A 19,841-nucleotide genomic window follows, 5' to 3' on the forward strand; every position below is an offset into this window, starting at 1 on the left:
ATCATGCGGTTCAGTCACAATATCGGCGCCCTCGACCTCGGCGTTTCCTTCGAATTCTTCCCGCCCAAGACGGAGAAGATGGAAGAGGCGTTGTGGGCATCGATCACCCGTCTGGCGCCGCTCGGCCCGCGCTTCGTGTCGGTCACCTACGGCGCCGGCGGCTCGACGCGCGAACGTACGCATGCCACCGTCGCCCGCATCGTCCGCGAGACGAACCTCAAGCCGGCCGCCCATCTCACCTGCGTCGGCGCCAGCCGCGCCGAGATCGACGACGTGGTGCGCGGCTATCGCGATGCCGGCGTCCGCCATATCGTGGCGCTGCGTGGCGATCCGGCCGGCGGCCTCGGCACGGCCTACCAGCCGCATCCCCAAGGCTACGCCTCGACCACCGACCTGATCGCCGGCATCAAGGCGATCGGCGACTTCGAGATTTCCGTTTCCGCCTATCCGGAAAAGCATCCCGAAAGCCCCGATGTCGCCGCCGACATCGCCATTTTGAAGCGCAAGGTGGAGGCCGGGGCGACCCGCGCCATCAGCCAGTTCTTCTTCGACAACGACAAGTTCGAGCGCTACGTCGAGCGGGTGCGCGCCGCCGGCATCGACGTGCCGATCGTGCCGGGCATCGTGCCGGTGGTGAACTTCGAGCAGTCGGCCGCCTTCGCCAAGAAGGCCGGCGCCTCGGTGCCCGGCTGGCTCGCCCACCGCTTCGATGGGCTGGAAAACGATCCGGCGACACGCCAATTGGTGGCGGCGGCCGTCTGCGCCGAGCAGGTGATGGACCTGATCGATCGCGGCTTCCGCAACTTCCACTTCTACACCATGAACCGGGCCGATCTGGTGTACGCCATCTGCCACATGATGGGTCTCAGAGCCTCTCCCGAAACTCTACTGGGGCGGGCATCTAGCCTAGAGCTCTCCGCTTCCGGTGCTCACGAACAGTAAGTTCGCTCCGCTCCGGTTCTCGAACTCGTCGCTATCTGCCACACCCCAGCGAGTTTCGAGACAGGCTCTGGAGCCAAGACCGAGCCGACCGTCGCCGTCCCCGCCTGACCACACCTACACCCAAGGAGAACCGCCATGACCGAGACATCTCCGACCGAGCGCCGCCTGCGCGAGCTCGCCTCCGAGCGCATCCTGGTGATCGATGGCGCCATGGGCACGATGATCCAGCGCTGCAAGCTGACGGAAGCCGACTTCCGGGGCGAGCGGTTCAAGGACTGGCCGAAAGACCTCAAGGGCAACAACGACCTCCTTTCGATCACCCGGCCCGACGTGATCTTCGACATCCACAGCCAGTATCTCGCGGCAGGCGCCGACATCCTTGAGACCAACACCTTCTCCTCGACCTTTGTCGCCCAGGCCGACTACGGCATGGAAGAGCTGGCCTACGAGCTGAACCTTGAATCCGCCCGCGTTGCCCGCCGCGCCGCCGACGTCTTCACAGCCAAGGACCCGAGCAAGCCGCGTTTTGTTGCTGGCGCGCTGGGACCGACCAACCGCACCGCTTCGCTGTCGCCCGACGTCAACAACCCTGGCTTCCGGGCGATCACCTTCGACGACCTGCGCCGCGCCTATGCCGAGGCGGTACGCGGCCAGATCGACGGCGGCGCCGACATCATCATGATCGAGACGGTGTTCGATACGCTGAACGCCAAGGCGGCGCTGTTCGCCACCGAGGAGGTGTTCGAGGAACGCGGCATTCGGCTGCCGATCTCGGTGTCCGGCACCATCACCGACCTCTCGGGACGCACGCTGTCCGGCCAGACGGCTGAGGCTTTCTGGTATTCGGTGCGGCATGCCGGCCTTCTGTCCATCGGCCTCAACTGCGCCCTGGGCGCGCGCGAGATGCGCGCCCACATCGCCGATCTCGCTCGCGTTTCCGACACGCTGATCTGCGCTTATCCCAACGCCGGCCTGCCCAACGAGTTCGGCGAATATGACGAGAGCCCTGAGGCGATGGCGGCGCTGGTCGGCGAGTTCGCCCGCTCCGGCCTCGTCAACATCGTCGGCGGCTGCTGTGGCACCACGCCGCCACACATCAAAGCGATCGCCGAGGCGGTGAAGGGTGTTGCCCCGCGCGTGCCGCCGACGATCGAACCGCGCCTGCGCCTCTCCGGCCTCGAGCCGACGGTGATCGGGGCCTAGCCGGCCCCGACCGAACCGCTTAATGCTGACACGCTGCTCCGCTTTCCAAGGATAATCCTTGCCATGACCGACACTTCCGCCTCATCCGCCAGCTTCGTCATGGTCGGCGAACGGACCAACGTCACGGGCTCGGCGCGCTTCCGCAAGCTGATCCGCGAGGGCGATTATCCGGCGGCGCTGGCGGTGGCGCGCGACCAGGTAGAAGGCGGGGCGACGGTCATCGACGTCAACATGGACGAGGGCCTGCTCGACAGCGAAGCGGCCATGGTCAACTTCCTCAACCTGATGGCGGCCGAGCCGGACATCGCCCGTGTGCCGGTGATGGTCGACAGCTCCAAATGGACGGTGATCGAGGCGGGTCTCAAGTGCCTGCAGGGCAAGGGCATCGTCAATTCGATCTCGCTGAAGGAAGGCGAAGAGGCCTTCATCCACCATGCCAAGCTGGTGCGCCGCTACGGCGCCGCCATGGTGGTGATGGCCTTCGACGAGGTCGGACAGGCCGACACCTATAAGCGCAAGACCGAGATCTGCGCCCGCTGCTACAAGATTTTGACCGAACAGGTGGGCGTGCCGCCCGAGGATATCATCTTCGATCCCAACATCTTCGCGGTGGCCACCGGCATCGAGGAGCACAACAACTACGGCGTCGACTTCATCGAGGCGACGCGCTGGATCCGGCAGAACCTTGTCGGCGCCCACGTGTCGGGCGGTGTCTCCAACCTCAGCTTCTCCTTCCGTGGCAACGAGCCGGTGCGCGAGGCGATGCACACCGTGTTCCTCTACCACGCCATCGCCGCCGGCATGGATTTCGGCATCGTCAACGCCGGCCAGCTCGGCGTCTATGACCAGCTTGACCCGGAGCTGAAGGAGCTGTGCGAGGACGTCGTCCTCAACCGTCGGCCGGACGCCACCGAGCGCCTCGTCGACGCGGCGGCGCGCTATGCCGGCACCGGCGCCAAGGAGCGGGTGGTCGATCTCGCCTGGCGGCAGCTGCCGGTGGCCAAGCGGCTGGAGCACGCGCTCGTCCACGGCATCACCGAGTTCATCACCGAGGACACCGAGGAAGCGCGGCTTTCCGTCGCCCGGCCGTTGCACGTCATCGAGGGGCCGCTGATGGCCGGCATGAACGTGGTCGGCGACCTGTTCGGCGCCGGCAAGATGTTCCTGCCGCAGGTGGTGAAATCGGCGCGTGTCATGAAGCAGGCGGTGGCCTGGCTGATGCCCTTCATGGAGAAGGAAAAGGAAGAGCTGGGGATCACCGAGGATTCCTCGGCCGGCACCATTCTGATGGCGACGGTGAAGGGCGACGTGCACGACATCGGCAAGAACATCGTCGGCGTCGTGCTGGCCTGCAACAACTTCCGGGTGATCGACCTCGGCGTGATGGTGCCGGCGCAGAAGATCCTGGACACCGCGCGCGAGGTGAAGGCGGATATCATCGGGCTATCAGGCCTGATCACGCCGTCGCTGGACGAGATGTGCCATGTGGCGGCCGAGATGGAGCGGCAGGGCTTCGAACTGCCGCTGATGATCGGCGGCGCCACCACCAGCCGCGTCCACACCGCCGTCAAGATCCATCCCAACTACAACAGGGGGCAGGCGGTCTATGTGACGGACGCCAGCCGTGCCGTCGGCGTGGCGTCGTCGCTGCTCTCGGACCGCAAGGTGGTCTACATCGACGATCTCCGGACCGAATACGCCCGCATTGCCGAGGAGCATGCCCGCGGCCGCGAGGATCGTCGGCGCCTTACCATCGCCGATGCGCGCGCCAATCGCTTCGTGCCGGAATGGACGGGCTACACGCCGCCCAAGCCGAGTTTCCTCGGCACACGGGTGTTCGAAAGCCACGACCTTGCCGACCTCGTGCCCTATATCGACTGGACGCCGTTCTTCTCCACCTGGGAGATGCGCGGCCATTTCCCGCAGATCCTCGACGACGCCGTCTATGGCGAGGCGGCGCGGCCGCTCTATGAGGACGCGCGGGCCATGCTGAAGCAGATGGTCGACGAAAAGTGGCTGACCGCCAAGGCGGTGATCGGCTTCTGGCCGGCCAATGCCGTCGGCGACGACATCGAACTCTACACCGACGACAGCCGTGCCGAACGCCTCGCCACCTTCCATAGCCTGCGCCAGCAGATGGCGCGTGGCTCGGCACGGGCCAATTTCGCCATCGCCGACTTCGTGGCGCCGAAGGAGAGCGGCCTCGCCGACTTTATCGGCGGCTTCGCCGTCAGCACCGGCTTCGGCGAGGACGTAGTGGCCGAGCGCTTTGCCCGTGCCAACGACGATTATTCCAAGATCCTCAGCCAGTCGCTAGCCGACCGCCTCGCCGAGGCCTTCGCCGAGCGCATGCACGCCCTGGTGCGCCGCGAGTTCTGGGGCTACGCCGCCGACGAGGCGCTGACCACCGACGACATCATCGCCGAGAAATATCGCGGCATCCGGCCGGCCCCCGGCTATCCGGCCCAGCCCGACCACACGGAAAAGGCGACGCTGTTCTCGCTGCTTCAGGCCACCGAGAAAGTCGGCATCCAGCTGACCGAGAACTTCGCCATGTGGCCGGGCGCCGCCGTCTCCGGCCTCTACTTCAGCCACCCCGACAGCCAGTATTTCGGCGTCGGCAAGATCGACGCCGACCAGGTCGCCGACTACGCCGCCCGCAAGGGCTGGGACGTGAAGACGGCGGAGCGGTGGCTGGCGCCGATATTGAATTACGAGCCGAAGCGCGCGGCGGGGTGAACGGGCGGAGTCCTGGCGCCGGAAGCGTGATGGGTGGGCCGCGCGGCCTGACCGCGCGACCCTTGTCTTTCAATGCTCGACGAACAGGTCGGCGGCGGGCGTCGATAGCACGGTGACGGCGAGCGCTTCCTTGAGCTCGGTCCAGCGGGCTTCGTCTTCGGGTGTGGCCTCGCCGGCCTTGCTCTTGCGGCCGAGACGGATGAACTCCGGCTCGATGGCGCCATCGATGAGCGCGAGGCGCAATCGCCGGTCGCCGACCTCCACCTCGAAATACATGCGACCGGTGACGCCCTCCGGGCCGGGTACGTCGGCGGCCGGGTCGGCGGTGTAGGCGCCGCGTGTCACCACTCGGGTAACCAGCTCCAGCGCATCCCTGAGGCCGGGACCGGGGAAGGCGGTGAAGACGCGCACGCTGTCGCGGTCGGGCGCCTTGCCGGGGCTGAGTGTCGCGAAGGCGTGCTGCAACAGCCGGTATCCCAGCGCCAGACCGCCGATGCTGGTGCGGCCGTGATAGGCGAGGCAATCGGTGAAGGAGACGCGCAAGAGCGTGCCGTGGTCGATGACCTCGATCGGCGCCGGCGGTGGCGGAACGGTCCAGGCGGGGATTTCCCGGCTTTCGAACAGTTCGCCGATCGGCATGCCCCGCAGGCGGGCGATCAGCTCATGCTTGAAGGCGAGGTAGTCGGCCTGCGCCTTCGGTCCGCCGCTACCTTCCTGATAGTTCACCACCATGTCGATGAACCGGGCATCGAAGAAGCCCGGCTTGGGCCAGTAGGCCCGCGCGGCGTCGCCGATGGCCACCTCGAAATAGAAGCGTCCGGCCGGGGCGGCCGGCGCCTCCGGCGGGCCGAGGCGCGTGTCGACCACGAGCCGCCCGTCGGTGACAGCCCGCGCCACCATTTCCATGGCGGCGTGGACACCGTCGCCGGGAAAGGCGGTGCGCAGGCGGATGTCGTCGCGGCGCGGCGGCACGCCTGGCGATAGGTCGGCGAAGGCTCGCTCGAACAGCAGGAATGTCAGCGTGCAGGCGATGAGTTGGGACGGCCCGGTGTAGGCCAAGAGATCGTCGTGGCGGATGGCGAACGCGCCGTCGCGTTCGCGAACTTCGAGAAAGGTCTTCACTGGGCGTTCCCCGCGAGGGCGCCCGGCAGCATCAGCGCTTCGACGTCGACCGTGCCCTTCATCATGTCGTTGTCGTTGAGGAACTTGATGTCGTCCTTGATGCTGGCGATGTCCTTTTCGGTCAGCGTGTCGGTGAAGTTGCCCCAGGCGGCGAGCTTCTTGCCATCCTCGAGCGGAATGCCCTGTTCCTTGGCGCCGATCTCGGTGGCTTCATCGAGATGGGCGAGTACCCAGGCGGTCGCCTCCTTGTTGACGCGCTGCACGCGGGCCGCGGCATCGGGGTGCGCATCGGCGAAGGCCTTGGAAACGCCCACCACCAGAACCGGATTGACGAGGCCGTCGCCGGTAGCGATCACCGTGGCGCCGGCCGCTTCCGCCTTGATCTTCAGGCTGGCGGCGAGCAGCGCCGCGTCGGTCTGGCCGGCGATCAAGGCCGCCTGCGCCTTGGGCAGGTCCATGCCGATGAATTCGACGTCCGAGAGGGTCATGCCCTCGGAGACGAGAGCGGCGGCCAGGATCTGGTGCAGCACGGTGCCGCGCGGCCCGACCACCTGCTTACCCCGGAGGTCGGCGATGGTCTTCGGCCCGCCGGCCTTGCCCATGATGGCGTAGGTCTGGGCCGGGCGGCTGACGCCGGCGGCGATCAGCACCGGGTTGCCGCCGGCATTGGCGAGCAATATCGAGGTGGTGTTCATGACGCCGCCGATGTCGAGCGAGCCGGCGGCCATCGCCTGGGCCTGCTGGGCGCCGGAGTTGATGGTGTGCCAGTTGATCTTGACGCCGTCGGCGGCGAATTCCTTCTCCAGCAGCTCCTGCTTGCGCATGACGATGGTCTGCAGGTTGAAGGGCGACTCGACATAGGAAATGTTGATTTCCTTCAGTGGTTCGGCGGCGAATGCGCTGCCGGCGAACAGGGCTGCCATGGCGGCCGTGGCGGCGAGGCGGACGAGGGATTTCAGCACGGGCGTTTCTCCTAGCGCTTTTGGTTTTGGTGGTTGGGGGGCGGTCATGAAACGGGTTCGCCGAGAACGGCGGCGGTGATCGCCGCCACCTGCTCGGCAAGGCCGGGCGCGGCCAGCGGCCGGGGGTGGGGGAGGTCGATGTCGAAGACGGCGGTGAGGCGGCCCGCCTGCATGACGGCGACGCGGTCGGCAAGGCGCACCGCCTCGGCGATGTCGTGGGTGACCAGGATGGTGGTCAGCGGGCGCCGTAGCCGGATGGCGGCGAATTCGCCGTGGACGCGGCTGCGCGTCAGCGCGTCGAGGGCGCCGAACGGTTCGTCCAGCAGCAGGATGTCCGGATCGCGGCAGAGGGCGCGGGCGAGCGAGACGCGCTGGGCCATGCCGCCCGACAGCTGGTGCGGCCAGGCGTCGGCGAATGCGCCGAGGCCGACCATATCGAGGGCGTCGCCGATCCGCCGCTCGGCCTCGGTGCCGCTGGCGAAGCGCTTCAGCGCCAGGGCAAGGTTGCCGCGCACCGTCTTCCACGGCATGAGGCGCGGCTCCTGAAAAACCATGCCGATCCGGGCGTCGTGGGTGGGGCCGTCCGGCGCGTGGAAGGTGATCGAGCCGGCATCGGGGCTTTGCAGGCCGGCGACGTGGTGCAGTAGCGTGGTCTTGCCGCAGCCGCTGTGACCGACCACCGCCAGAAGTTCGCCCGCGGCAATGGCAAGGTCGATGCCGGCGAGCGCATCGATCGCCCGGCCGGAAATCTCGAAGCGGCGGCGGAGGCCGGCGATGGTCAGGGCGTACATGGCTCAGCCCTCCAGCCCGCTGCTCTGGCCAGCTTCGCTTCGCCATGGCATCAGCCGGGCGGCGGCACGGCGGAACAGCCAGTCCGTCAGGGCGCCGAGCGCGGCGATGGCGAAGATGCCGACGAAGACGCGGTCGGTGCGGGCCATTTCGCTGGCGTCGATGATCAGGTAGCCGAGGCCTGCCGAGGCGGCGACCAGTTCGGCGCCGACCAGCGCCCGCCAGCTGTAGCCGAAGCCGAGCCTCAGGCCGTTGACGATGCCGGGCAACGCCGCCGGCAGAAAGACGTGCAGGGCCGTTTCGCGGCGGGTGAGGTCGAGCGTGCGGGCCAGTTCGATCAGCTTGCCGTCGGCCTCGCGGATGCCGGCAAGAGCATTCATGTAGACGGGAAAGAAGCTTGCCAGCACGACGATGGTGAGCTTGGACGCCTCACCGATGCCCAGCCAGAGAATCAGCAGCGGCACCAGCGCCAGCGGGGGCGTGACGCGCAGCGCTTCGAGAACCCAGCTGAGATAGCCGCCGAGCGGCGCGAAGATGCCGGTCAGAAAGGCAAGCGGCAGGGCGAGGGCGGCGGTGAGGGCAAAGCCGAACAGCACCCGCCACAGACTGGCGCCGATGTGCCGGAAAAGCTCTCCGTTGGCGATAAGTTCGCCGGCCGCTTCGGCGATGCGCCCTGGAGACGGCAACAGGTAGGCGTTGGTCATGCCGGCCGAGGAGGCGACCAGCCAGATGATCAACACCGACAGCGGCAGAATGGTCGGTCGCAGATTGCTTTTGCGTCTTATTTGCATCAGCGATGAATGGCGGATCGCGGACCGGCAAGTCAATTACGCGGAATTCCGGATGGCGATGTCGGTAAACGCTTGTGTCGGTTGATATCTCGTCGCTGGCTTTCCATGTGGCGGCGGCTGGGAACGGCGGCCGATTGGCACTTATGCTGCCCGCGACAGCTGTTCGCGGCGGCTCCTGGGAAGTGGTTGGGGCCGGTCCAAGTCAAGAGTGGGATGGGTACCTAAATTTTTGGCTTCCCTCTTCTACCCAGCTTTGACGTGCTATTATGCCCTTCCGGTCGCTCCAGCCATGGCTGTGCTCGCCACGGCTTTCCTGGCGAATTCATTCCCAGAACCTGAACGACGCACCAGCCAGCATCCTGCTCGATCGCATCCGCGCCGAATGGGCGTGGCACCCAAGCCGGCGTGAGCCAGGAAGATAGAAGCATGACCGTCTACGAAAGCCAGCTTACGGAGGGGAACCTCAAGAATTACCATATCTATATCACGGCCATTCTCGGGCATCTGACGCCGCCGGCAAGCGATCCGTCGCCGGACGCGCCGGCCAAGGCCAAGCCGATGCCGAAGTCGATCCGCCTCGAATTCAACGATCTCAAGGTCAATGCCGAGATTCCGAAGTCTCGGCATGGCCGGCCGCGCAAGTTTTTTCGCGAGCATGGCTTCGTTAAGAGCTTTTTCGAACGAACCGGCGCCGTTGTCGGCGATACTGTGCTATTTGAAGAGGTCGTGCCGGCGCATTACCGCCTGAGCCTCAGGAAGGCCGCCGTCTCGTAATTAGCGGAGACGAAGATGGCCAAGCCGGTTGCCGAATGGACGGACAGCGAACTTCAGAACATCATCGACAACTATCGTCGCAAGGAGCTGACCTCCGACCCCTATTATCTCCAGGCGCTGGAGGACAAGGGACGCCGCAAGGGTGGTGGCCTCGAATTCGACAAGACGATGCATGCCGTGCTGAAGGCGGCGCGCGCTGGAAGTTATCTTTCCTACGCGCAGCTTGCCGAGGAGAGCGGCGTCGATTGGTCGAAAAAGCGCTCTGCCATGACCGGGCATCTCATCAGCTTGCTTGAATTCTCGCACCGCAAGGGCTGGCCGCTGCTCAGCGCCATCATCGTCAACCAGCAGAAGCTCAAAAGCGGTGAGATGGACCCGGCAGCGCGCAAGGGATTTGTGACCGCCGCGGCCGACCTCGGCTATGTGGTCGAGGACGATATGACCTTCATGCGGGAACAGCAGCAAGCCGTCTTCGATTGGGCCAAGTCGTATCAGGACGTGTGATAGCAATTCGCGAAGATGCTGACGCATCCGCTCATTGAGCCATCGCCGATTTCTCATTTGCATCAGGGGCATGAGAAATCGGCAAGCAGAATACCAAGAGGCATTTTCAATGCATCTTGGTATGACGCGTTCGTTCTGAGCGCGCGGGGCACTGCCCCGCCTCTCGCTCACCTATAGCTCAGGCGAAAATGGCGGGCATTTCGGCGGCGAGTTCCTGGATGGTCTTCAGCACTTCCTTGAGGTGATGGCGCATGGCCGCCTCGGCGCGGTCGGGGTCTTGCGTTTCGATCGCCTTGAAGATTTCGGCGTGCTGGTCAGTGAGCAGCAGAAGGTGCGCCTTGTTGGGAAGGCTGAGGAAGCGGACGCGGTCCATCTGCCCCTTGACGCTCTGGATGAGGCGCCAGGCCCGGGGCATGCCGGTGCCTTCGCTGATGGCGCGGTGAAAGGCCTCGTCGAGCGGCATGTAGTCTTCCGGCAGGCCGGCGGTGGCAGCCTGATGCTGCGCGTCGAGCAGGCGAGACAAGTCGCGGATCAGGGCCGGCGAAGGCTGTTCGGCGGCCCGGCGGGCGACGGCGGCCTCCAGGGCTTCCCTCAGGAACTGCGCCTCCATGACCTCGGCGACCTTGATCGGCGACACGACGGTGCCGCGCTGCGGAAAAACGTCGACCAGGGTCTCGTCGGCCAGGCGAATGAGCGCTTCACGCACCGGCGTGCGGCTGACGCCGAGGCGCAACGCCAGTTCCTTCTCGCTCAGGGCCTCGTTGGGCTTGAAGGCGAGACAGATGATCATCCGCTTCAAGAGGCTGTAGACCTGAGCCCCGATGGGCTGCTTGGGGTCGAGCTCGTAACCGGCGGCGGCAGTTGGCAGCACGTGCGTTCTCCATTGAGATACTACCATGGCATAAGCCATGGAGGCCGTCCAGCTGGATCGCGCCGATAGGGCGGAGGCCGGCGAAGCTGTTGGTATAACGGTCAAAACCGGCGAGGGACGAAAGCCGGCAATGGTCGTCGCCGATATCTGCCGCCGCTCGATACACCGCTTCGGCAAATATCGGAATCCGAACAAACGCCAGCCGTCCTCCGCCGCGTCAGGAGACGCGGCCGGAGCGGAAGGCCTCGATGGTCTTGATGGCCCCCCTGAGTTCGGCGAGCCCCTTCAGGCGGCCGACGAAGGAATAGCCGGGATTGGATTTCTGGCCGATGTCGTCGCCCATCAGATGGCCGTGGTCGGGCCGGAAGGGGATCTGGGCGTCCGTCCGACCGACCGACCGGCGGCGCTCCTCCTCGCTCAGGATAGCCGCCGCGACGGAAATCAGATCGGTGTCGCCGCCGAGATGGTCGGCCTCGTAGAAGGAACCGTCCGACTCGTGGGTAACGTTGCGGAGGTGGACAAAGTGGATGCGCGGGGCAAATTCCTTGGCCATGGCGACGAGGTCGTTGTCGAGATTGGAGCCGAAGGAGCCGGTGCAGAGCGTCAGGCCGCAGGCCTCCTGAGGCACAGCCTTGAACATCGCCCTGACGTCCTCGGCCGTCGACATGACGCGCGGCAGGCCGAAAATCGGGAAGGACGGATCGTCGGCGTGGATGCACAGGCGGGCGCCTTCCTCCTCGGCCACCGGCGTGATCTCGCGCAGGAATTCGGTGAGGTTGGCGCGCAGGTCGTCGGGGCTGATGCCCGAATAGAGTTCCAGCATGTCGCGGAAGCTGTCGCGGGTGTAGGCGAAGTCGCGGGCCGGCAGCCAGTCGATCAGGTTGCGCTCCAGCTCGGCGACTTGATCGGCGCTCTTGGCATCGAAGCGTGCCTTGGCGGCGGCGATCAGGTGGGTGCTGTAGCTCGCCTCGGCCGCCTTGCGCTTCAGCACGAACAGATCATAAGCGGCGAAATCCACCTTGTCGTAGCGGAGCGCGAAGCCGCCGTTGGGCAGCTTGAACATCAGGTTGGTACGGCTCCAGTCGGTGATGACCATGAAGTTGTAGCAGATGGTCTTGATGCCGGACCGGGCGACGTTGCGGATCGACTGCTTGTAATTGTCGATCTTTTCCCGGTAGTTGCCGGTGCGGGTCTTGATCTCCTCGCCGACGCCGATGCTTTCGACCACCGACCAGGTGAGCCCAGCGGATTCCACAACGGCCTTGCGCTTTTCGATCTCGTCCACCGACCACACCTGCCCCTGGTTCATGTGGTGGAGGGCAGTGACGATGCCGGTGGCGCCCGCCTGCCGCGCCTTCTGAAGGCTGACGGGGTCATCGGGGCCGAACCAGCGCCAGGTCTCGATCATGGTGGGGTCCTCCAGAAAAACGGATCGCCTGAAATCAGCGGAACAGGAAAGCGGTGAGCGTGGCGGGTACGCCACGGGTGAGAAGGCTTCTGAGGTGTTGGGTCGTCGCCTTGCGGAACGGGGCGTTGCCGGATATCGCGGCCGGGAAGATCTCGCTTATGGCGAACAGCGCGTCGGCCAGCGCCACCGGGTCGTCGCCATGCTCGCCGGCGATCGCCGTCAGGCGCGCGGCCATGGGGTCGGCCACCGTCCAGCTCCGCCCGTTGCCGTCGGACCCACGCAGGAAGGCCATCCAGGCGGCAACCGTCAGCGGCACCACCCGTGGCGCCTTGCCTTCGGCGATGCGCGTGGTTGCCGGAACGAGCAGGCGCGGCCCGAGCTTCTGCGAGCCGTCGGACGATATCTGCAAGGTGAGGTGGCGGATGCCGGGATTGCGGAAGCGCGCCTCGAGGTCGCCGGTATAGGCGACAACGTCGGTGCCCGGCACTGGCGGCACGGTGGGGATGAGGTCGTCGTCCCACAGGTGACGGATCACCTTGGGCAGCAGCGGATCGGCCATGGCGTCGGCGACGGTTTCAATGCCGGCGAGCACGCTGAGATAGGCCAGCGTCGAATGGGCGCCGTTGAGGCAGCGGAGCTTCATCGTCTCGAAGGGATGGACGTTGGCGGTCAGGATGGCGCCGACCTGATCCCAGGCCGGCCGACCGTTGGGGAAATTGTCCTCGATCACCCACTGGTGGAACGGCTCGGCCACCACCGGCCACGCGTCGGTCATGCCGAGTCCGGCGGTCACAATGGCCCGATCGGTATCGTTGGTGGCCGGGGTGATGCGGTCGACCATCGACGAGGGAAAGGCAACGTGGTCGGCGATCCACTCGCCGAGGTCGGGATCGCTGAGTTCGGCAAAGCGGGCCACCACGGCCCGGGTGACCTTGCCGTTTTGCGGCAGATTGTCGCAGGAAAGCACGGTAAACGGCGGCACGCCGGCCTTCCGTCTGAGGCGCAACGCCTCGGCGATCAGACCGGGCAGGCTGCGCGGCCGCGTGGGATCGGCGAGATCGGCCGTGACCATCGGATGCGCCTCGTTGAGGCGGCCGGTGGCCGGATCGTAGCAATAGCCCTTTTCGGTCACGGTGATGGTGACGACGCGGATCTCGGGTTTGACCATCAGCGCCAGCACTTCGTCGAACTGATCGCCAGCACTCATGACGTCCAGGAAGGCGCCGATCACCCGGAGCTTGTCGACGCCGTCTTCGCGGGACAGCAGCGTGTAGAGCCCGTCTTGCGGCTTGAGGGCCTCGATGATCTCGGGCGAGCGGAAATTGACGCCCACGATTCCCCAATCGGTGGCCCCTAGCGCCAAGACATCATCGGTATAGACGCCGAGATGGGATCGGCAGAAGGCGCCGAGCCCCAGGTGGACGATACCGGCCGTCACCTTCTTCCTGTCGTAACCGGGACGGGCGACGGCGGCGGGAAGCTTGGCGAGGCGGGCATTGCCGAGGCGCTTGGCAGCGGTAGGCTTCGGCTTGGAACTGGACATTTGATTGAGTCCTGAGTGGTGGCGGCCCGGCGGGGCCCGCTCTTCACATGGTCTAGAGACGATAGGCCTTTTTAGCGAGGCGGTACGCAAGGTCGTGCGCCACTTCGCGCGCGTCGTCGAGGCCCAGCCGATGCTCGGCGACGAGACGGGCGAGGAAACCGCAGTCGACGCGGCGGGAAACGTCGTGGCGGGCCGGGATCGACAGGAAGGCGCGGGTGTCGTCGTTGAAGCCGACGGTGTTGTAGAAGCCCGCCGTCTCCGTCACCTGCTCGCGGTAGCGGCGCATGCCCTCGGGGCTGTCGTGGAACCACCAGGCCGGGCCGAGGCGCAGGGCAGGGTAATGGCCGGCCAGCGGTGCCAGTTCGCGGGCATAGACCGTCTCGTCGAGCGTGAAGACGATGATGGTGAGGTCGGCCCGATTGCCGAAGCGGGCCAACAGCGGCCTCAATTCCTCGACATAGCCGGTGGGGCCGGGGATGTCGGCGCCCTTGTCCTTGCCGAAGGTGCTGTATATCTCCGGGTTGTGGTCGCGCCGAGAACCCGGGTGGATCTGTATGACCAAGCCGTCGACGGTGGACATCTGAACCATCTCGGTCAGCATCTGTCCGCGGAATAATTCGGCGTCCTCGGCCGATGCGCCACCGGCGCGAACGCGGGCGTAGAGCGCGGCGGCATCTTCGGCCTGAAGGTCGGCGGTGCGGGCCGTCGGGTGGCCATGGTCGCTCGACGTGGCTCCGCCCACCTCGATGAAATAGCGGCGGCGGTCGGCGAGCGCGGCGAGATAGCCTTGATAGCTCGAGGTGTCCTGGCCGGTGATGCGGCCGAGCGTTTGAAGATTGTCGGCAAAGCTAGGGAAGGCCGGATCGACCACCGGGTCGGGCCGGAAGGCGGTGACGACGCGTCCCTTCCAGCCGCTCTGACGGATCTTGCGGTGATGGCGGAGATCGTCGAGCGGGCTTTCGGTGGTGGCGATCACCTCGATGTTGAAGCGCTCGAACAGGGCGCGCGGCCGGAACTCCGGCTTGTCCAGCGCGGCGGCGATGGTGTCGTAGAGCCGGTCGGCGTTGTGAGCCGATGGCACTTCGGTGATGCCGAACACCGTCTGGAAGGCGTGGGTCAGCCAGATATAGGAGGGGGTGCCGCGATAGAGGTGGAAGTTCTCGGCGAGGATGCGCCAGATCTTGCGCTTGTCGGTCTCCACCGGCCCGCCGTCGAGGCGGGGTACGCCGACCTGTTCCGGCCGGATGCCTTGGGAATAGAGCATGCGGTGGACGTAATGATCGGGGATGACGAACAGCGTCGCCGGATCGGCGAAGGGCTGGTCGTCGGCAAACCAGGATGGGTCGGTATGGCCGTGCGGGCTGACGATCGGCAGATTGGCGACGCCGGCATAAAGATCGCGCGCGATGGCGCGCGTCGCCGGGTCTGCCGGAAACAACCGGTCGGGGTGAAGGGTGAACGCCTCGGACATTGGTCTCAAACTCCCATCCTGCCTCGCCGTTTTGGGACCGGCGAGACAACTGCTTTCCTCTCCGGCACCAAATACGGTTTTCACCGCCCCGCCCATTCACAAATGGGTCGGTCCATCCTTGTGGTTGCTGGAGGCTCCTCCGTCCTCGGCCCGTGGGCCTGTCTCCTCCGAGTGGACGCCGGCCTTCAGTTTTCGATTGCCGATACCATTCTAGACGTCTACCATACTACTCGTCAACGAGGCGCGTGGTGGAGGAACGGCGCGCGCCGTATCGTTTGGGAGGAACCCATGGGATTGATGTCTCGGGCCGCATTGACGGCTGTCTGCGGGCTGGCTTTTGCTGCTTCGTCGCTCGGCGTTGCCTTGGCCGCCGATTACACGCTCAACATCAACACGGCGCTCACCACGTCCGATCCGCTCTACAAGGGGCTCGAGGATCTGCGGAAAAACGTCGAGGCCCGCTCTGAAGGCAAACTGGCCATCCGCCTGTTTCCCGGCTCGCAGCTCGGCAAGGACGAGGACGTGCTGGAACAGGCGCGGGCCGGCGCCGGCAATGCCGTGGTGGTCGATGGTGGCCGCCTCGCGGTTTACGTCAAGGATTTCGGCGTTCTTTCCGGTCCTTATCTCGCCTCGGGCTATGACGGCATCCGCAAGGTGGTGACCTCGCCGCTGCTCGACGAGATGGCCAAGAAGCTGCACGACGGCGCCCAGCTTCAGGTGCTGTCGTTCAACTGGTGGCAGGGGGAACGGCATCTCCTCACCAACAAGCCAATCAAGGTGCCTGCCGATCTCTCGGGTGTTCGCATGCGCACGCCCGGGGCGCCGGTATGGACCGAGACCGTCAAGGCGATGGGCGCCACTCCGGCACCGATGGCCTGGGCCGACGTCTACTCGGCCTTGCAGACGCAGGTGATCGACGCCGTTGAGGCACAGGACCCCGCCGCCTATGGCTCGCGTCTCTATGAGGTCACAAAGTACCTGACCAAGACCGGCCACTTCAACCTGATCACCGGCCTCGTCACCTCGGCTGCCTGGTTTGACGCGCTGCCGCCCGATCTTCAGACTATCCTGAAGGAAGAGGCGCTGAAATCCGGCGACGTGGCGTCGCACGGCACCGAGGCGGCCATCGCCGACATCGAGGCCAAGATGACGGCAGCCGGCATGACCATCAACGAGATCGACACAACGCCGTTCAAGGAAGCGACCGCCGGAGTCTACGAGAAGCTCGGCTACACCGACCTCAAGAAGCAAGTCGACGCCATTCTCGCCGAGTAATCCACAACAAGACACTGGAGCCTGCGCTATGTCATCTTTGATCATGCGCGTGGAGTCCGTCGTGGCCCGAGCTCTGCTCGCGGCCATGGTCGGTCTCGTCTTCATGGCCGGCGTCATGCGCTGGTTCGGATACCCACTCGTGTGGTCGATGGACGTGGCGCAACTGCTCTTCGTCTGGGCCTCGTTCATCGGCGCCGACATGGCGATGCGCCGGCGCGGCCTGATCGCCGTCGACCTGTTCGTGCGCTGGATTCCGACGCGCTACCGGGTCTATCTCGACATCGCCACCGGATTGCTGATCCTCGCCTTCCTGCTGACGCTCAGCACTCTCGGCTACAAGCTGGTGATGCTCAACCTCGAGCGGCAATTCGGTGACAGCGGCATCAGCTATGCCTATGTCACCGCCGCGGTTCCCATCGGCTGCCTGCTGCTCGCCATCACGCTGTCGGGGCAAATTCTCCAGGCCCTGCGCACGGCAACCGGCAGTCCTGTCCTCATCTTCACGCCGATCCGAAGCAAGCAAGAGGCGATCGCCGCCGCCGGGGAGAGCGAACTATGACGGGAGAGATGCTGCTTCTGGCCGGACTGTTCTTCGGTCTGTTGATCGTCGGGGCGCCGGTGGCCTTTGCCATCGGGATTTCCGGCTTTTCCTTCTTCGTCATATCGCAGGTGATGCCGGCGTCGATCGGCGTGCAGCAGGTGGCCTCGGCCTCGCAGAGCTTTCCGCTGCTCGCCGTGCCGTTCTTCGTGCTGGCCGGCCACATGATGAACAAGACCGGCATCACCACGCGCCTGATCCGCTGTTCGGAGGTACTGGTCTCCTGGATGTCGGGCGGCATGGCGCAGGTGTGCATCGTGCTGTCGACGCTGATGGGCGGTGTCTCCGGCTCGGCCGTGGCGGACGCCGCCATGGAGGCGCGCATCCTCGGGCCGGATCTGGTGCGCAACGGCTATTCCAAGGGTTTCACCGCCGCCACCATCGCGGTGGGCTCGCTGATCACCGCCACCATTCCGCCGAGCCTGGGGCTGATCCTCTATGGCTTCGTCGGCAACGTCTCCATCGGCCGCCTGTTCCTGGCCGGCGTCATTCCCGGCCTGATGATGATGGCCGGGTTGATGTTCACGGTGTGGGTGGTGTCGCGGCGGCGCGGCTACCGTTCGGCAACCGCTGTCAAGCCGAGCTGGAAAGCCATCGGTGCCGCGGTGTGGGACGCCAAGTGGGCGCTGTTCTTCCCCGTTGCCCTGTTGATTTCCATTCGCAGCGGCATGTTCACGCCGTCGGAAGTCGGCGCCTTTGCCGTCGTCTACGCGGTGGTGGTCGGCGTGCTGTTCCACCGCGAGCTGACTTGGCAGGGCGCCATGGAGGCGCTGCTGCACGGCGTGACCGACAACGGCTTGATCGTGCTGATCATCATGTTCTCGGGCATGGTGGGCTACGCGATCATCTTCGATCAGGCGCCGCAGGCGATCGCCTCGGGCATGCTCGGCCTCACCCACAATCCGGTCGCCATCCTGTTCCTGATCGTGCTGTTCTTGCTGATTGCCGGCTGCTTCATCGAAGCGACGGTGCTGGTGCTGCTCTTGACGCCGATCTTCCTGCCGATCGTGCTGCAGCTCGGCGTCGACCCGGTGCATTTCGGTATCGTCATGATGACCATGGTTACCTTCGGCGGCATGACACCACCGGTCGGCGTCGCCATGTTCACCGTCTGCGGCCTACTGGACTGCACGATCGACGAGTATTTCGTCGAGGCGCTGCCGCATATCGCGACCATCCTGATCCTGGTGGCAATCCTGATCCTGTTCCCGCAGATATCGCTGTTCCTGCCCAACCTTCTGATGTGAAAGCAGCAACAGACAGACGCGCCGTTGAGCCGGTTGGCATCATCGCCTGCCGGCTCTTTTTCTTGGCCTGTCAATCGTCCTGCGACCTGCTCTGTTAAGATCCGAGAGGGCGCCTGCTTTCTCGACAGAGGTTGCAAGCTGTAATAGTGAGGTGCCACCTGGAGAGAGTAACCAACCATGTCAGTCGCCATCGTCATTCCCGCCCGTTACGGTTCCCAGCGCCTGCAGGGCAAGCCGATGCTGAACATCGCCGGCGTCAGCCTGTTGGAACGTGTCTGGCGCATCGCCCGCGCAGCCAAGGGCGCCTCGCGCGTGGTGGTGGCCACCGAGGATGAGCGCGTGGCGACATTTGCCCGTGGCTTCGGCGCGGAAGCGGTGATGACATCGGAGAGCTGCCGCAACGGCACGGAGCGGGTGGCCGAGGCGATCGAAGCCGCCGGAATTGTCGAAGAAGGCGTGATCAATTTTCAGGGTGATGCCGTACTGACGCCGCCGTGGATCCTTGAGGAGATGATCGCCGAGTTCTCCTCGCCGGCCAGCTTCGACATCGTCACGCCGGCGGTGCGGCTGACCGACGACATGCTCGCCGAACTGCGTGTTCACAAGGAGAAGGCTCCCTCCAGCGGCACCACCGTGACCTTCGACCTCAATCACAACGCGCTCTACTTCTCCAAGCAGATCATTCCCTTCATTCGCAAGCCGGGTTTCACCAGCGTCTACCGCCATATCGGCCTTTACGGCTACACGCTCACCGGCTTGAAGCGCTACGTCGCGCTGCCGCCGTCGCCGCTGGAAAACACCGAAGGTCTCGAGCAGCTGCGCGCGCTCGAAAACGGCATGACGGTTCGCGTCGTCGAGGTCGATTATCGGGGACGGACGCATGCCTCGGTCGACACGCCGGAGGACATCGCCGTCGTCGAGCAACTGATTGCTCGTGAGGGCGAGCTGGTTTGATAACGAGGGGTGAAAGATGCATCTGATCCTGGTTCGTCATGGCAACACCTTCGGCCCCGCCGACAAGGTCGTCTGGGTTGGTGCGCGCACCGATCTCGATCTGGTGGAAAAGGGCCGCGAGCAAGCGGCTGCCGTCGCCGCCGGTCTTGCCAGGGCCGGGCTGCGGCCGTCGCGCATTTATGCCGGCCCCTTGAAGCGCACGCGCCAGACGGCCGAGATCATCTCAGCGGATCACGGGCTTGAGGCCAGTCATATCGTTCTCAGCGACGATCTGCGCGAGATCGACTATGGCAGCTGGGAGGCGCGCTCCAACGAGGAGATTCGCGCCGAGGTCGGCGATCAGGTCATCGACGACTGGCAGAAACGTTCGATCTGGCCGGAAGGCTGCGGCTGGCAACCTGGTGAGGCTGGCGTCATAACCGGCTGGAAGCGGTTGCTCGTTCGTATCCGCAAGGAGAACGCGGACGACTCCGTCGTGCTGGTGGTGTCGTCGAACGGTATCTTCCGGCTGATCGCCAAGAGCCTGGGCCTGTCGGCGGCGGCGGCCAAGATGAACACCGGCGCCGTTGCCCATCTCATCGGCGATGGCTTTGGCTTCTCGGTCAAGGCCTGGAATGTTGCTCCGGCCGAACTCTCCCTCTGAGGTCC

At 65.3% G+C, this 19,841-nt stretch carries 16 protein-coding genes and 1 pseudogene; 9 read left to right on the forward strand and 8 right to left on the reverse strand.

Annotation, left to right across the window (positions count from 1 at the left end; all coding sequences use genetic code 11):
* Positions 1-3: 3 nt before the first annotated feature.
* Both metF and metH read left to right on the forward strand, forming a co-directional pair.
* Positions 4-942 carry a methylenetetrahydrofolate reductase [NAD(P)H] gene (gene metF / locus AB6N07_RS11140; RefSeq protein ID WP_370677875.1) on the forward strand — a complete coding sequence of 313 codons (939 nt, stop codon included), beginning with the start codon at positions 4-6 and terminating at the stop codon, positions 940-942.
* 135 nt (positions 943-1,077) lie between these two features.
* Positions 1,078-4,884: pseudogene (gene metH, locus AB6N07_RS11145) on the forward strand (methionine synthase).
* A 69-nt stretch (positions 4,885-4,953) separates the two neighbouring features.
* Here metH and AB6N07_RS11150 read toward each other — a convergent pair.
* The 4 genes from AB6N07_RS11150 to AB6N07_RS11165 are packed head-to-tail and all read right to left on the reverse strand — an operon-like array spanning position 4,954 to position 8,548.
* On the reverse strand, positions 4,954-6,006 hold the full coding sequence (locus AB6N07_RS11150; RefSeq protein ID WP_370677876.1) for a hypothetical protein: 1,053 nt from the start codon (positions 6,004-6,006) through the stop codon (positions 4,954-4,956).
* Positions 6,003-6,968, reverse strand: a complete 966-nt coding sequence (locus AB6N07_RS11155) for an ABC transporter substrate-binding protein (protein WP_370677877.1) — start codon at positions 6,966-6,968, stop codon at positions 6,003-6,005. The genes AB6N07_RS11150 and AB6N07_RS11155 overlap by 4 nt, the downstream gene beginning before the upstream one ends.
* A 44-nt stretch (positions 6,969-7,012) precedes the next feature.
* Positions 7,013-7,759, reverse strand: coding sequence for an ABC transporter ATP-binding protein (locus AB6N07_RS11160; protein WP_370677878.1), 747 nt, complete (start codon positions 7,757-7,759; stop codon positions 7,013-7,015).
* Between the two features lie 3 nt (positions 7,760-7,762).
* The gene (locus AB6N07_RS11165; protein WP_370677879.1) at positions 7,763-8,548 is read right to left on the reverse strand and encodes an ABC transporter permease; all 786 of its coding nucleotides are present in this window, start codon (positions 8,546-8,548) and stop codon (positions 7,763-7,765) included.
* Between the two features lie 426 nt (positions 8,549-8,974).
* Between AB6N07_RS11165 and AB6N07_RS11170 the strand changes: the two genes are divergently transcribed.
* Both AB6N07_RS11170 and AB6N07_RS11175 read left to right on the forward strand, forming a co-directional pair.
* Positions 8,975-9,322, forward strand: a complete 348-nt coding sequence (locus AB6N07_RS11170) for a hypothetical protein (protein WP_370677880.1) — start codon at positions 8,975-8,977, stop codon at positions 9,320-9,322.
* A gap of 15 nt (positions 9,323-9,337) precedes the next feature.
* The gene (locus AB6N07_RS11175; RefSeq protein ID WP_370677881.1) at positions 9,338-9,826 is read left to right on the forward strand and encodes a hypothetical protein; all 489 of its coding nucleotides are present in this window, start codon (positions 9,338-9,340) and stop codon (positions 9,824-9,826) included.
* A 178-nt stretch (positions 9,827-10,004) separates the two neighbouring features.
* On the opposite strand, the gene AB6N07_RS11180 is transcribed toward AB6N07_RS11175, so the two are convergent.
* The 4 genes from AB6N07_RS11180 to uxaC all read right to left on the reverse strand — a co-directional run bounded on the left by AB6N07_RS11180 (position 10,005) and on the right by uxaC (position 15,119).
* Entirely contained in the window at positions 10,005-10,697 is a 693-nt protein-coding gene (locus tag AB6N07_RS11180) for a GntR family transcriptional regulator (RefSeq protein WP_370677882.1), read from the reverse strand.
* Between the two features lie 217 nt (positions 10,698-10,914).
* Entirely contained in the window at positions 10,915-12,105 is a 1,191-nt protein-coding gene (gene uxuA / locus AB6N07_RS11185; protein WP_370677883.1) for a mannonate dehydratase, read from the reverse strand.
* 34 nt (positions 12,106-12,139) lie between these two features.
* Entirely contained in the window at positions 12,140-13,648 is a 1,509-nt protein-coding gene (locus tag AB6N07_RS11190) for a mannitol dehydrogenase family protein (protein ID WP_370677884.1), read from the reverse strand.
* 52 nt (positions 13,649-13,700) lie between these two features.
* Positions 13,701-15,119, reverse strand: a complete 1,419-nt coding sequence (uxaC, locus tag AB6N07_RS11195; protein ID WP_370677885.1) for a glucuronate isomerase — start codon at positions 15,117-15,119, stop codon at positions 13,701-13,703.
* 288 nt (positions 15,120-15,407) lie between these two features.
* Between uxaC and AB6N07_RS11200 the strand changes: the two genes are divergently transcribed.
* The 5 genes from AB6N07_RS11200 to AB6N07_RS11220 all read left to right on the forward strand — a co-directional run bounded on the left by AB6N07_RS11200 (position 15,408) and on the right by AB6N07_RS11220 (position 19,836).
* Positions 15,408-16,394 (forward strand): C4-dicarboxylate TRAP transporter substrate-binding protein, encoded by a 987-nt coding sequence (locus AB6N07_RS11200; protein WP_370677886.1) that lies wholly within the window; start codon positions 15,408-15,410, stop codon positions 16,392-16,394.
* A gap of 28 nt (positions 16,395-16,422) precedes the next feature.
* Positions 16,423-16,953 carry a TRAP transporter small permease gene (locus AB6N07_RS11205; RefSeq protein WP_370677887.1) on the forward strand — a complete coding sequence of 177 codons (531 nt, stop codon included), beginning with the start codon at positions 16,423-16,425 and terminating at the stop codon, positions 16,951-16,953.
* Positions 16,950-18,239 (forward strand): TRAP transporter large permease, encoded by a 1,290-nt coding sequence (locus AB6N07_RS11210; RefSeq protein WP_370677888.1) that lies wholly within the window; start codon positions 16,950-16,952, stop codon positions 18,237-18,239. Before AB6N07_RS11205 ends, AB6N07_RS11210 begins: the two co-directional genes overlap by 4 nt.
* Before the next feature lie 177 nt (positions 18,240-18,416).
* Positions 18,417-19,193, forward strand: coding sequence for a 3-deoxy-manno-octulosonate cytidylyltransferase (gene kdsB / locus AB6N07_RS11215; RefSeq protein WP_370677889.1), 777 nt, complete (start codon positions 18,417-18,419; stop codon positions 19,191-19,193).
* Between the two features lie 16 nt (positions 19,194-19,209).
* Complete coding sequence (locus tag AB6N07_RS11220) at positions 19,210-19,836, forward strand: histidine phosphatase family protein (protein WP_370677890.1); 627 nt, start codon at positions 19,210-19,212, stop codon at positions 19,834-19,836.
* The last annotated feature ends 5 nt before the right edge of the window (positions 19,837-19,841 follow it).

Origin of the sequence: Pleomorphomonas sp. PLEO, assembly GCF_041320595.1 — a bacterium.
Taxonomy (GTDB): Bacteria; Pseudomonadota; Alphaproteobacteria; order Rhizobiales; family Pleomorphomonadaceae; genus Pleomorphomonas.

Excerpts from the sequence above, each read along its gene's own strand:
- metF (WP_370677875.1), top strand. The coding sequence starts at position 4 with ATGCGGTTCAGTCACAATATCGGCGCCCTCGACCTCGGCGTTTCCTTC.
- AB6N07_RS11160 (WP_370677878.1), bottom strand. The coding sequence starts at position 7,759 with ATGTACGCCCTGACCATCGCCGGCCTCCGCCGCCGCTTCGAGATTTCC.
- AB6N07_RS11165 (WP_370677879.1), bottom strand. The coding sequence starts at position 8,548 with ATGCAAATAAGACGCAAAAGCAATCTGCGACCGACCATTCTGCCGCTG.
- AB6N07_RS11170 (WP_370677880.1), top strand. The coding sequence starts at position 8,975 with ATGACCGTCTACGAAAGCCAGCTTACGGAGGGGAACCTCAAGAATTAC.
- AB6N07_RS11175 (WP_370677881.1), top strand. The coding sequence starts at position 9,338 with ATGGCCAAGCCGGTTGCCGAATGGACGGACAGCGAACTTCAGAACATC.
- uxuA (WP_370677883.1), bottom strand. The coding sequence starts at position 12,105 with ATGATCGAGACCTGGCGCTGGTTCGGCCCCGATGACCCCGTCAGCCTT.
- AB6N07_RS11190 (WP_370677884.1), bottom strand. The coding sequence starts at position 13,648 with ATGTCCAGTTCCAAGCCGAAGCCTACCGCTGCCAAGCGCCTCGGCAAT.
- uxaC (WP_370677885.1), bottom strand. The coding sequence starts at position 15,119 with ATGTCCGAGGCGTTCACCCTTCACCCCGACCGGTTGTTTCCGGCAGAC.
- AB6N07_RS11200 (WP_370677886.1), top strand. The coding sequence starts at position 15,408 with ATGGGATTGATGTCTCGGGCCGCATTGACGGCTGTCTGCGGGCTGGCT.
- AB6N07_RS11205 (WP_370677887.1), top strand. The coding sequence starts at position 16,423 with ATGTCATCTTTGATCATGCGCGTGGAGTCCGTCGTGGCCCGAGCTCTG.
- AB6N07_RS11210 (WP_370677888.1), top strand. The coding sequence starts at position 16,950 with ATGACGGGAGAGATGCTGCTTCTGGCCGGACTGTTCTTCGGTCTGTTG.
- kdsB (WP_370677889.1), top strand. The coding sequence starts at position 18,417 with ATGTCAGTCGCCATCGTCATTCCCGCCCGTTACGGTTCCCAGCGCCTG.
- AB6N07_RS11220 (WP_370677890.1), top strand. The coding sequence starts at position 19,210 with ATGCATCTGATCCTGGTTCGTCATGGCAACACCTTCGGCCCCGCCGAC.